The sequence below is a fragment of the Telluria sp. RT2P19 genome (assembly GCF_059685725.1).
On the sequence record NZ_JCASIL010000006.1, the window covers coordinates 167,042 to 180,060 of the forward strand.

Genomic DNA, 13,019 nt, shown 5'->3' on the forward strand with positions numbered 1-13,019 from the left:
AATTTTAACAAGGGTCCGAGCGGCGACCGGCGAGAGGATGTTCGATGAGCGAGGATGCGGCCCGCCAGGGCACCTACCCCTATGAGTGGTTTCGCCGCGCGGCGTTGGACGGCGACCCCTACGCCCAGTTCAACCTGGCGCAGCTCTACTTGCGCGGCGCCGGCGTGGCGCGCGACGATGCGCAGGCCGCCGCCTGGATGGCGCGCGCTGCCGGACGCGGCCTTGCCTATGCCCAGAACCACCTCGGCGCCATGTACTACAACGGCCGCGGCGTGCTTCGCGACGCATCGCGCGCGGCGCAGTGGTTCCGCCGCGCCGCCTTGCAGGGCGACCGCTCGGCCCAGCACAACCTCGGGATGTTGTACTGCAGGGGGCGCGGGGTGCCCAGGTCGCACAAGGCCGCGATCGGCTGGTTCTACCGGGCTGCCGAACAAGGCATGGCGCGCGCCCAGGCCCGGCTGGCCGAAGCTTATCTTCACGGGCGCGGCGTGGGCGTCGACCATCCGCTGGCGATGGCCTGGTTCCGCAAGGCCGCGATGCAAGACCATGTCGCCGCTCAGGTGCAGCTGGCGCAGATGTACGCGCGCGGGCAGGGCGTGGCGCCGAGTCCGGCGCAGGCCCTGTACTGGCTCCGCCATGCGGCCGCAGCGGGCGATCCCTGCGCGCAGCGCCAACTGGGCCTGGCCTATGCCGAAGGCTGCGGCGCCGGACCCGACCAGGCACTGGCCATCCAGTGGCTCGAACGCGCGGCGGCCAATGGCGAGCGCGAGGCGCTGTTCGCGCTGGGCGGCCTTCTGTCCGGCGCCCTGCCGTGCGACAGCGCGCGCGCCCTGCGCTGCTACCTGCAAGCCGCCGCCCAGGGCCATGTGCAGGCCGGGTACCAGGCGGCGCGCATGCTGGCCGGTGGCTGCGGCGTGCCGTGCGATCCGGTGCGCTCCCTCGAGTTCTACCTGCTCGCCGCCGAGGGCGGCGCCGCCAATGCCCAGTTCGCGCTGGGCCTGCTGTACGCCAAGGGGCAGGGGGTGCCGCGCGACCCGGCCCAGGCCGTCGCATGGTACCGGCTCGCGGCCCGGCAGGGCGACGCCAGCGCGCAGAACAATCTCGGCGCCATGTATGCCAGCGGCGACGGCGTGCCGCGCGACGATGTGCTGGCCGCCCACTGGCACCGCCCCGCGGCGCGGCAAGACCATGCGCCGGCCCAGCATAACCTGGGCGGGCTGTACGCGGCCGGACGCGGCCTCGTGAAAGACCCGGTGCGCGCCTGCATGTGGGCCTGGCTGGCGCGGCAGGGCAAGGGTCTCGAGAAGGCTGCGCCGGGCGCCGTCGCGCTCGCGGCCAGCGTGACGGCGAACGACTATGCCGCCTCGCTGAGCCCGGCCGACCAGCGCCGCGCGCGAACGCTGGTGGTGCGCTGGCTGGCGTCCAGGATGAGTCCGCGCCGGCTGCCCGGGCACATGCGGGCAGCATGGTCGCGCGTGTACTGATGGAGACCGGCGGGTGCGCTGGCGGGCCGTGTCTGCGCGCGGGCATGCCTGTCAGATGCGCCGTAAATAAGCGTTCCGGTACCTGCGCCGCAGCGGCTTGCCCGGCCATACCCAAGCATGTCATTTCGCGCTATGATGCCCTGCGGCCACAAGCCTACCCCATCATCAAACAGCCCGAGAACACTATGCACATGAGACTCGCCACGCTCGCCGCCGTCCTGGCTACCGCTTTCGCCGCACCGGCAACGGCGCAGAGCTGCTCGCCGGTCGGCCCTTCGCCGACCTACCCGGTGTCCAAGAAGGTCGACCAGACCGACAACTACCACGGCACCGTGGTGGCCGATCCCTACCGCTGGCTCGAGGACGCCAACAGCGCCGAGACGAAATCGTGGGTCGACGCCCAGAACAAGGTGACCCAGGCCTACCTGGCGCAGATCCCGCAACGCGAAGCGATCCGCCAGCGCCTGACCCAGCTCTGGAACTACGAGCGCTACAGCGTGCCGGGCAAGGAGGGGGGGCGCTACTTCTACACCCGCAACGACGGCTTGCAGAACCAGGCCGTGCTGTACACCCTGAAGAACCTGAACGACCAGCCGCGCATGCTGCTCGACCCGAATACCCTGGCCGCCGACGGCACCGTCGCCCTGGCCGGCGCCGAGGTCAGCCCGGACGGCAAGCTGCTGGCCTACAGCATCGCCGCCTCGGGATCGGACTGGAACGAGATCAAGGTGCGCGACATCGAGACCGGCAAGGATTTGCCAGACCACATCAAGTGGGTCAAGTTCTCGAGCACCGCCTGGACCAAGGATGGCAAGGGCTTCTTCTACAGCCGCTACGACGAGCCGAAAGAAGCGACCAAGCTGGCCGACGTGAACTACTTCCAGAAGCTGTACTTCCACCGCATCGGCACGCCGCAAAGCGCCGACACCCTGGTATATGACCGCGCCGACCAGAAGGAATGGGGCTTCGGCGGCCATACGACCGACGACGGCCGTTACCTGCTCATCACCACGACCAAGGGCACCGCGCCGAAATACCGCGTCTCGTACAAGGATCTGTCGAAGCCCGATTCGAAAGTGGTCGACCTGATCGACAACTTCGACGCCGGCTACGACTTCATCGACAATGTTGGCTCCGTGTTCTACTTCAGCACCGACCGCAACGCGCCGAAGAAACGCATCATCGCCATCGACCTGAGCAAACCATCGGAAAACAACTGGAAGGAAATCGTCGCCGAGGGCGCCGACACCCTGTCCGGCGCCGACATCGTCAACAACCAGCTCGTGCTGGAGTACCTGAAGGATGCGAAGAGCGTGGTGCGCGTGGTCACGCTCGAAGGCAAGCCGGTACGCGAGATCGCGCTGCCCGGCATCGGCACCGTCGGCGGCCTGTCGGGCAAGCGCGACGATACCGAGACCTTCTACTCGTTCACCAGCTTCACCAACCCGACCACGATCTACCGCCTGAACCTCAAGACTGGCGAAAGCACCGTGTTCCGCCAGCCGAAGGTTGCCTTCGACCCGGCCGACTACGAGACCCGCCAGCAGTTCTATACGAGCCGCGACGGCACCAAGGTGCCGATGTTCATCGTGTCGAAAAAGGGCATCAAGCTGGACGGCGCGAATCCGACCTATCTGTACGGCTATGGCGGCTTCAATATCTCGCTGACCCCGAGCTTCTCGCCGGCCAACCTGGCCTGGATGGAAATGGGCGGCGTCTACGTGCTGGCCAACCTGCGCGGCGGTGGCGAATATGGCGAAGCCTGGCACCAGGCCGGCACCAAACTGCAAAAACAGAACGTATTCGACGATTTCATCAGCGCGGCCGAATGGTTGATCGAGAACAAGGTCACCTCGCCGAAGAAGCTGGCGATCGGCGGCGGCAGCAACGGCGGCCTGCTGGTCGGCGCGGCCACCACCCAGCGTCCGGACCTGTTCGCGGCGGCCATCCCGTCCGTGGGCGTGATGGACATGCTGCGTTTCCACAAGTTCACCATCGGCTGGGCTTGGACCTCGGACTACGGTTCGTCGGAAAACCCTGACGAGTTCAAGGCCTTGGTCAAGTACTCGCCGCTGCACAATCTGAAGGCGGGCACCTGCTATCCGGCGACGATGGTCACCACGGCCGACCACGATGACCGCGTGGTGCCGGCGCACAGCTTCAAGTACGCGGCCGCGGCCCAGGCTGCGCAGGCTGGCGCAGCGCCGATCCTGATCCGCATCGATACCAAGGCCGGCCATGGCGCCGGCAAGCCGACCGGCAAGCAGATCGAGGAAGTCGCCGATCGCTGGGGCTTCCTGTCGCGTGAGCTGCAGATGGGTGATACGGCCAAGACGGTGGGCGGCGCGCACTGAACATCAGGGTTGCCCGGCGTCGCGCCGGGCGCCGCCGCGATGGCCGCCGGGTGACCCGGCAGCCTTTTTTGGCAGTGTTCGCGTGCATCATGCGAACCATTGCCATCCGTACCAGTCTCGGTCACTTTCGAGGTAACTCATCAGGTGACAATGATGCAAGGCTTGGTCTTCAAAGAAATATTAGCCGGCTGACGTCGCCGCACTTGCATACTGACGAAGTGGCCAGGCTGGATGCCTGGATCGCCGCGACTGCCACCCTGGAGAGTGCCGCCATCTGTTCGCCAAGTCCGCAGGCACACGATGCTGTCTTCATTGCGAGTGTGCCAGCGTTCATCGTTGCGGTCCGGCCAGCGGCGTGCAGCGCTGGCGCTGCCTGGCCTGCCGACGCCGATTCAGTGCGTTGAAGAACATGCAGCTGGCTCGTCTGCGCAAGTGGACCGCCTGGCTACCCTGTTTGCAATATATGCCATTGTCGGATTATCAGATTACACGCTTTGGTTGGCATATGAGCTGGCTATCGGTAATGCAAGGATGATATTGCTCGGTACTCAGCCAAACACTATTGAAGTCATGAATTATGATATACCTCAAAACCCAGGTCGCCTCGATTTTATTCGCAGTTTGCATCATGGTGCCATGCTCCTCGGCGTTAGCGCTCGATACTATTACCACCTTGCCAAGGCCTGAAGAAGTAAAGCGCGCATCCATCGGGTTCTATGGATTGCATATCGACACCTATGCTCCCGTCTCACAAGCGCAGATCGTACAAAACGGCTGTAATTATCTCACCAAGGAAGGGTCCAAGGAGAATGTGGAGTTAATTCAAATTCTTCGGGATGGCGTCAAATTATCAGACAAAGGCCCCCACCGATTTCGCTTGCGCACCATAATCAATCTACATTTGAAAGATGATTCGGTGTTCACCATGCTGATAAGCGACGCCGGCAATAAATTCCCCGGTGTATTCGGTACTGTTGATAATGAACAGCATGACGCCCAAGGTTTCCTGACGTCGGACTTGAAAACGCTAAAAACTTTAAGGAGCTGGGCCAGTAAGCATTTACAAGCAAGACAACTGAACCACCATTGTCAGATATAAAGACCGGTCAGCGATCCGGCCGCTACTAACCGGGTCTCGAAGCATGCAGGCACAGCGGACGAGCGGTCGATCTGCGCGCCGGGATCAAGGCGGGTGGCGCGATCGATCCGAAATAACGTGGATGCCTTGCATGCGCGATGCAAGAACTAGGTCAAGCGCTTCAATGGCAATGCAGTTGCTACCTTGTTAACTATTCAATCGGCTGTAGTAAGCCGGGCGCCTTTTCAAGGTCCGGCAGGAGCGATCCTCATCGTGGCGTGGAGCAAGTCCCTACCAGGCGCCGGGTAGATTCAAGCAAGCCGTACTCACTCACGCAAAATCAGCTTGCAAAAGAGAGGGGCATCATCGATTTTGTTCACCGGTGCACGACTACCAGGACGGCCTTTGCCTCGGCCTTGCCTGTATTGCGAATCACATGGTTCTGGTCGGCCGGATAGCGCGCCGTCGCCCCGTGCCGCACCTTCCTTTTTTCGTTCCCCACTTCCAGCTCGACCGTCCCGGTGATGACCGTCAAATGTTCCCCGGTGCCCGGGTCGTGCGCCTGCGACGCCAGCTCTCCGCCCGGCGCGAGGGTCAGCTCATACCATTCGTACTTGCCCGCCAGGTCCATCGGACCCAGGATGCGCAGGGAGTAGCCGGCATGGGCGCCGGGCAGGGTAGGGATCTCGTGGGCGTCGACCACCCGGATCAGGTCGGCGGTACGCACCTCGGACGACAGCAGTTCGCCGATCTGTACCCCAAGCGCATTGGCCAGGCGCCAGGTGATGGCGATGGTCGGATTGGCCTTCTCGCGCTCGATCTGCGACAGCATCGATTTCGATACGCCGGCGATACGCGACAGGTCTTCCAGCGTCAGGCCGCGCGCCAGCCGCAGGCGTTGCAGCGTCGCGCCAACTTCTGGAGGTGCATTATTTGTTAGAGTGGTGCTCATTTTCCGTGTGCGTGCCTGTCAGGTATTGCCTGATTCAAATTATTTATAAGGATATGTCGACCCGCTTGCCAAGTTCATTGGCTGGGCGTAAGATTCGATATATCGAATTTCTGTTCGAGATAGCGAACTAGTTCTCTACATCGAACAAGCCAACGGTACAACATCCGCCGACCGCCGGTCAAGCCGCCGGTCTGCCCACACCACCAGGGAACAGGGGAACACCATGAGCGATCAAGCTTTCTACAGCAGCCTGCAGCAAAAACTCGCCACCTTGAACGAAGATGGCCTGTTCAAGCCCGAGCGCGTGCTGGCCTCGCGCCAGGGCGCCGAAGTGGTTGCGCAGGACGGCCGTACCTTGATCAATATGTGCGCCAATAACTACCTGGGCCTGTCGGGCGACCTGGAAACGCAGCAGGCGGCGGCGGCCGCGCTGGAAAAATACGGTTATGGCCTGTCGTCGGTGCGTTTCATCTGCGGCACCCAGACCGTGCACAAGGAACTGGAACAAGCGCTGTCCAGGTTCCTCGGCACCGAAGACACCATCCTGTACGCGGCCGCCTTCGACGCCAACGGCGGTGTGTTCGAACCGCTGTTCGACGAGAACGACGCGATCATCTCGGATGCCCTGAACCACGCCTCGATCATCGACGGCGTACGCCTGTGCAAGGCCGCGCGCTATCGCTACGCCAACAACGACATGGCCGACCTCGAGAAGCAGCTGGTCGCCGCCACCGAAGCGGGCAAGCGCCACAAGGTCATCGTCACCGACGGCGTGTTCTCGATGGACGGCACCATCGCCCGGCTGGACAAGATCGTCGCATTGGCCGAGAGGTACGGCGCGCTGACCATGATCGACGAATCGCACGCCTCCGGCTTCATGGGCGCGACTGGCCGCGGCACCCACGAGCACTGCGGCGTGATCGGCAAGATCGACATCATCACCGGCACCCTCGGCAAGGCCCTGGGCGGTGCGATGGGCGGTTTCACCTCGGGCAGGAAAGAAGTGATCGAGACCCTGCGCCAGAAGTCGCGTCCTTACCTGTTCTCGAACACGCTGGCGCCGATGATTGCCGGCGCCTCGCTGGCGGTGCTCGAGCGCATCTCCAAGTCGACCGAGCTGCGCGACCGGCTGCATGAAAATACCGCCTACTTCCGCAAGGAGATCGAGCGCATCGGCTTCACCATCAAGCCGGGCACGCACCCGGTAGTGCCGGTGATGCTGTTCGAGGCGCCGGTCGCACAGAAGTTCGCGGCGCGCATGTTCGAACTGGGCGTGCTGCTGTCGGGCTTCTTCTACCCGGTGGTGCCGATGGGCCAGGCGCGCGTGCGCGTGCAGCTCTCGGCAGCCCACACCCGCGCGCAGCTCGACACCGTGCTGAAGGCTTTCGAGCAGGCCGGCAAGGAACTCGGCATTATCAAGAACTGAACAAGAATAACTCAGCATCAAGGAATCGACAGCATGGAACGCATCCTCATCATCGGCGCCAACGGCCAGATCGGCAGTGAACTGGTCAGCGCGCTGGCCGACAAGCACGGCGCGCAGAACGTGATCGCCTCGGACATCGGCGCCAACAACCTGTACGGCGCCGCGCGCTACACCGTCCTCGACGTGCTGGACAAGGACAGCCTCGCGCGCCTGGTGGCAAACGAGGACATCACCCAGGTCTACCAGCTGGCGGCCATGCTGTCGGCCACCGGCGAAAAAGCGCCCTTGAAGGCCTGGAGCCTGAACATGGACGGCCTGCTGAACATCCTCGAGATCGCGCGCGAACGCGGCGAAGCCGGCAAGCCGCTGAAAGTGTTCTGGCCATCGTCGATCGCCGCCTTCGGCCCCAACACGCCGAGCGAGAACACGCCGCAGTTCACGATCATGGATCCGACCACGATCTACGGCATCAGCAAGCTGGCCGGCGAGCGCCTGTGCGAGTACTATCACAGCAAATACGGCGTCGACGTGCGCAGCATCCGCTACCCGGGCATCATCAGCTACAAATCGCCCCCGGGCGGCGGCACCACCGACTACGCGATCGCGATCTTCCACGCGGCCCTGCGCGGCGAGACCTATGAATGCTTCCTGGGACCGGACACCACGCTTCCCATGATCTACATGCCGGATGCGATCCGCGCCACCATCGAGCTGATGGAGGCCCCAGCCGAACAGGTCGTGATCCGCTCGTCGTACAACGTGGCCGGCGTGTCGTTCAACCCGCGCGAACTGGCCGCCGCGATCTCGATCGCGCTGCCACAGTTTTGCATCGACTACAAGCCGGACAGCCGCCAGCAGATCGCCGACTCGTGGCCGAAGAGCCTCGACGATAGCCGCGCCAATGCCGATTGGGGCTGGAAGTCGCGCATCGGCGTCGACGAGATGGTCGATTCGATGTTGAAGAATATCGACGTCGGGCTGGGCGTCGCGGCCTAAGCTTCGCACACCGAGCATCCAACGGCCTGCCGCCTCGACGCGCCAGGCCGATTCACTTTATAAGAACAAAGACCAGCGAGACAACCATGGACATGAGCGTTTTTGATTTGTTCAAGATCGGCATCGGCCCCTCGAGCTCCCACACCGTGGGCCCGATGGTGGCCGCGCGCCGCTTCCTGCTCGAATGCGGCCTGCTGGAACAGGCGGTCGGCGTCGAAGCCCACCTGTACGGCTCGCTGGCGCTGACCGGCGTCGGCCACGCCACCGACAAGGCCGTCATCCTCGGCCTGATGGGCGAGACCCCGCAGGGCGTCGATCCGGTCGCGGTCGAGGACAAGCTCGCCGAAGCTGAACTCGACGGCGTCCTGTACCTGCTCGGCAGCAAACCAGTCCCGTTCAGCGCCAGGACGCACCTGGTCTGGCACAAGGCCTCGACCCTGCCCGAACATCCGAACGGCATGCGCTTCGTGCTGAACCTGGCGGACGGCAGCATCATCGAGCGCATCTATTACTCGGTCGGGGGCGGTTTCATCACCGCGGCCGGCGAGGGCCAGGCGCGCGCGGCCGAGAGCACCGCGGCCCCCGTCCCGTATGCCTTCGACACGATGGCCCAGCTGCTCGAGCACGGCCGCCACAACGGCCTGAGCATCCCGCACATGCTGCGCGCGAACGAGTGCACGCGCATGAGCAGCGATGAACTGGACGCTGGCCTCGACAACATCTGGCGCGTGATGCGCGACTGTATCTGCCACGGCCTCAAGACCGAGGGTCGCCTGCCCGGCGGCCTCAACGTGCGCCGGCGCGCGGCCGGCCTGTGGAAGCAGTCCCAGCAAACCCAGCAGCAACCGCTGAACGCCTTGCCGCACGACGCGGTACAGCAGGTGAGCCTGTACGCGATGGCGGTCAATGAAGAAAACGCGGCCGGCGGCCGCGTCGTCACCGCGCCGACCAACGGCGCGGCCGGCATCATCCCGGCGGTGCTGCGCTACTACGCCGAGGACTGCCGCCCGATCGATCCGCAGCGCGGCGTGCGCGACTTCTTGCTGGCGTCCAGCGCGATCGGCATGCTGTGCAAGAAGAATGCGTCGATCTCGGGCGCCGAAGTCGGCTGCCAGGGCGAAGTGGGCGTGGCCTGCGCGATGGCTGCCGCCGGGCTGGTGGCGGCGCTCGGCGGCAGCAACGAGCAGATCGAGAATGCCGCCGAGATCGGTATCGAGCACCACCTCGGCATGACCTGCGACCCGATCGGGGGGCTGGTGCAGATTCCCTGCATCGAGCGCAACGGCATGGGCGCGATCAAGGCGATCACCGCCGCTTCGCTGGCGCTGAAGGGCGACGGCACGCACTTCGTCAGCCTCGACAGCGCGATCGAGACGATGCGCCAGACCGGCGCCGACATGCAGGTCAAGTACAAGGAAACGTCGCTGGGCGGGCTGGCGATCCACGTTGTGACCGTCAACCACGCGGCGTGCTGAAGCGGTCGTGGCTGCGCGCCGGTCCTGGATTCCCGCTTGCACGGGAATGACCGTCTTCAGGCGCGCAGGTGCGACGAGCCGGCCAATGATTCAGCGCCGGCAGATGCACGTCATTCCCGCGAAAGGCGGGAATCCCGGCGTACCGCCCCCCACCGCCCAATTTTATTTCCCGAATAGAGTTTTTTGCAGCACAGCATACATTTTCCCCGGCTCCTACTATAATAAAGTTTCAACGTGAGCCAACCGGATCTTCAAACTGTATGCATTATGTGTCCACCCGCGCGACCAGCGCGTCCGCAGCACGCAATCCCCAGCAATTCTCCGACATCCTGTTAGGCGGCCTGGCCCCGGACGGCGGCCTGTATCTGCCGGCCGAGTATCCGCAGGTCACGGGCGCCGAGCTCGACGCCTGGCGCAAGCTGTCCTACGCCGAGCTGGCCTATGAAATCCTGCGCAAGTTCGCCACCGACATCCCAGACGCCGACCTGAAGGACCTGACCGCGCGCACCTACACGCTTGACGTCTTCCGCAATGCGCGCGCCGACGAAGCGGCCACCGAGATCACCCCGCTGCGCGTGCTCGAAGACGGCCCGCAAGGCAAGCTCGTGCTGCAGGCGCTGTCGAACGGCCCGACCCTGGCCTTCAAGGACATGGCGATGCAGTTGCTGGGCAACCTGTTCGAATACGCGCTGGCCAGGAACAACGATGAGCTGAACATCTTCGGCGCCACCTCGGGAGACACCGGCAGCGCCGCCGAATATGCGATGCGCGGCAAGCGCGGCGTGCGCGTGTTCATGCTGTCGCCGCACAAGAAGATGAGCGCCTTCCAGACCGCCCAGATGTTCAGCCTGCAAGATCCGAACATTTTCAATATCGCGGTCGAAGGCGTGTTCGACGATTGCCAGGACCTGGTCAAGGCCGTCTCGAACGACCTCGAATTCAAGGTGCGCCAGAAGATCGGCACCGTCAATTCGATCAACTGGGCGCGCGTCGTGGCCCAGGTGGTCTACTACTTCCGCGGCTACCTGCTGGCGACGACCAGCAACGATCAACGAGTGTCGTTCACCGTCCCATCGGGGAACTTCGGCAATATCTGCGCCGGCCACATCGCGCGCATGATGGGCCTGCCGATCGACAAGCTGGTGGCCGCCACCAACGAGAACGACGTGCTGGACGAATTCTTCCGCACCGGCGTCTACCGCGTGCGCAAGTCGTCCGAGACCTTCCACACCAGCAGCCCGTCGATGGACATCTCGAAGGCCTCGAACTTCGAGCGCTTCGTCTACGAACTGGTGGGCCGCGACGCCGAGCGCACCCATGCCTTGTTCCGCAAGGTCGACACCCACGGCGGCTTCGACCTGTCCGGCGCGCCGGGCAGCGATGGCGACGAGTTCAAGCACGTGGACAAGTACGGCTTCCAGTCGGGCCGCTCGACCCATGCCGACCGCCTGGCCACGATCCGCGACGTCGCCGACGACTACGGCATCACGATCGACACCCATACCGCCGACGGCATCAAGGTGGCGCGCGAGCACCTGGCGCCGGGTGTGCCGATGATCGTGCTCGAGACCGCGCTGGCCGCCAAGTTCAACGAGACGATCCTCGAGGCGCTGGGCCAGAACGCCGAGCGTCCCGCCGGCTTCGAGGACATCGAAGCGCTGCCGCAGCGCTTCGATGTCATGCCAGCCGATGTGCGCCTGATGAAGGCCTACATCGCCGAACGCACGGGGCTGTGATGAGCGCACCGGTACAGAAAGCGCCGATGCTGTCGGTGCGCGAGGCGCTCGACTTCCTGCTCGCGGCGGCGCGTCCCGTGGAGCAGGTCGAGACCGTGCCGACGTTCGAGGCCAACGGCCGCGTGCTGGCGCAGGACCAGCTGGCGACGATCGACGTACCCTCGGCCGACAATACGCAGATGGACGGCTACGCCTTGCGCGCCGACGACTGCGCGGGCGGCAGCGCGACCCTGAAGGTCAGCCAGCGCATCCCGGCCGGCAGCGTCGGCCACGCACTGGAACCCGGCACGGCGGCGCGCATCTTCACCGGCGCCTTGATTCCGCCGGGCGCCGATGCGGTCGTGATGCAGGAGCAGGCCGAGGCGGTCGGCGACAGCGTCACCATCCACCATGCGCCGCGCGCCGGCGAATGGATCCGCCGCAGGGGCGAGGACATCAGCGCCGGCGCCGTGATCCTGCCGGCGGGCAGCCGCCTGCGCAGCCAGGAGCTGGGACTGGCCGCATCCGTCGGCCTGGCCAGCCTGCCGGTGCGCCGGCGCCTGCGGGTGGCGGTGTTCTTCACCGGCGACGAGCTGACGATGCCGGGCGAGGTGGCGGCCGACCAGCTCAAGCCGGGCGCGATCTACAACTCGAACCGTTTTACCTTGCGTGGCCTGCTGGAGAACTTCGGCTGCGAGATCAGCGACCATGGCATCGTGCCGGATTCGCTCGCGGCGACCCGCGCCACCCTGGTGGAAGCGGCGAAAGAGAACGACTTGATCATCACCTCGGGCGGCGTCTCGGTCGGCGAGGAAGACCACATCAAGCCGGCCGTGGAGGCAGAAGGGCGCCTGTCGATGTGGCAGATCGCCGTCAAGCCGGGCAAGCCGCTGGCGTTCGGCGAGGTGCGCCGCGACAATGGATCGGCGTTCTTTCTGGGATTGCCGGGTAACCCGGTGTCGAGCTTCGTCACCTTCCTGCTGTTCGTGCGGCCGTTCCTGCTGCGGCTGCAGGGCGTCACGGGCCAGGTCGAGCCGCAGGGCTATGCGGTACGCGCCGATTTCGACTTGCCAAAGGGCGATCGCCGCAACGAATTCCTGCGCGTGCGCCTGAACGCGGCCGGAGGGCTGGACCTGTTCCCGAACCAGGGCTCGGGCGTGCTCACTTCGACGGTGTGGGGCGATGGCCTGGTCGACAACCCGGCCGGCAACCGCATCGCGGCGGGCGACCTGGTACGCTTCATTCCGTTCGCCGAACTACAGCATTAGGAAAGTCATGAAGATCAGTTTGAAATACTTCGCCGCGCTGCGCGAGGCGGTGGGGACGGGGCAGGAACAGCTGGAACTGCCGCCGGATGTCACGACGGTGGGCGGCGTGCGCGAACTGCTGCGCGCACGCGGCGGCGCCTGGGCCGAGGCACTGGCGCCGGAACGGTCAGTGCGCATGGCCCACAGGCACGTTATGTGCGGTGGCGATACCCAGGTCGAGGACGGCGCCGAAGTGGCGTTTTTCCCGCCGGTGACCGGGGGTTGAGCAGTC

General features: G+C 64.7%; 11 protein-coding genes. 10 read left to right on the forward strand and 1 reads right to left on the reverse strand.

Annotated elements, in window-relative coordinates; all coding sequences use genetic code 11:
- Positions 1–44: 44 nt before the first annotated feature.
- The 4 genes from AC56KW_RS10215 to AC56KW_RS10230 all read left to right on the forward strand — a co-directional run bounded on the left by AC56KW_RS10215 (position 45) and on the right by AC56KW_RS10230 (position 4,937).
- On the forward strand, positions 45–1,484 hold the full coding sequence (locus tag AC56KW_RS10215) for a tetratricopeptide repeat protein (protein ID WP_497170621.1): 1,440 nt from the start codon (positions 45–47) through the stop codon (positions 1,482–1,484).
- Between the two features lie 185 nt (positions 1,485–1,669).
- Complete coding sequence (locus tag AC56KW_RS10220) at positions 1,670–3,838, forward strand: prolyl oligopeptidase family serine peptidase (RefSeq protein ID WP_497170622.1); 2,169 nt, start codon at positions 1,670–1,672, stop codon at positions 3,836–3,838.
- A 274-nt stretch (positions 3,839–4,112) separates the two neighbouring features.
- Complete coding sequence (locus AC56KW_RS10225) at positions 4,113–4,373, forward strand: transposase (RefSeq protein ID WP_497170676.1); 261 nt, start codon at positions 4,113–4,115, stop codon at positions 4,371–4,373.
- A gap of 42 nt (positions 4,374–4,415) precedes the next feature.
- A complete protein-coding gene (locus AC56KW_RS10230; protein ID WP_497170623.1) occupies positions 4,416–4,937 on the forward strand; it encodes a hypothetical protein in 522 nt (173 codons plus the stop codon).
- Positions 4,938–5,292: 355 nt separating this feature from the next.
- Here AC56KW_RS10230 and AC56KW_RS10235 read toward each other — a convergent pair whose 3' ends face one another.
- Positions 5,293–5,868, reverse strand: coding sequence for a helix-turn-helix domain-containing protein (locus tag AC56KW_RS10235; protein WP_497170624.1), 576 nt, complete (start codon positions 5,866–5,868; stop codon positions 5,293–5,295).
- 223 nt (positions 5,869–6,091) lie between these two features.
- On the opposite strand from AC56KW_RS10235, the gene AC56KW_RS10240 reads away from it, so the two are divergent.
- The 6 genes from AC56KW_RS10240 (at position 6,092) to moaD (ending at position 13,013) form a co-directional block, all read left to right on the forward strand.
- Positions 6,092–7,294, forward strand: a complete 1,203-nt coding sequence (locus AC56KW_RS10240; protein ID WP_497170625.1) for a glycine C-acetyltransferase — start codon at positions 6,092–6,094, stop codon at positions 7,292–7,294.
- Positions 7,295–7,327: 33 nt separating this feature from the next.
- A complete protein-coding gene (locus AC56KW_RS10245; protein WP_497170626.1) occupies positions 7,328–8,290 on the forward strand; it encodes an NAD-dependent epimerase/dehydratase family protein in 963 nt (320 codons plus the stop codon).
- 86 nt (positions 8,291–8,376) lie between these two features.
- Positions 8,377–9,765: an L-serine ammonia-lyase gene (locus tag AC56KW_RS10250; RefSeq protein ID WP_497170627.1), complete on the forward strand. Its 1,389-nt coding sequence runs from the start codon at positions 8,377–8,379 to the stop codon at positions 9,763–9,765.
- A 260-nt stretch (positions 9,766–10,025) separates the two neighbouring features.
- Positions 10,026–11,501, forward strand: coding sequence for a threonine synthase (gene thrC, locus AC56KW_RS10255; RefSeq protein WP_497170628.1), 1,476 nt, complete (start codon positions 10,026–10,028; stop codon positions 11,499–11,501).
- A complete protein-coding gene (locus AC56KW_RS10260; protein ID WP_497170629.1) occupies positions 11,501–12,748 on the forward strand; it encodes a molybdopterin molybdotransferase MoeA in 1,248 nt (415 codons plus the stop codon). Before thrC ends, AC56KW_RS10260 begins: the two co-directional genes overlap by 1 nt.
- Before the next feature lie 7 nt (positions 12,749–12,755).
- A complete protein-coding gene (gene moaD / locus AC56KW_RS10265) occupies positions 12,756–13,013 on the forward strand; it encodes a molybdopterin converting factor subunit 1 (protein ID WP_497170630.1) in 258 nt (85 codons plus the stop codon).
- Positions 13,014–13,019 lie beyond the last annotated feature (6 nt).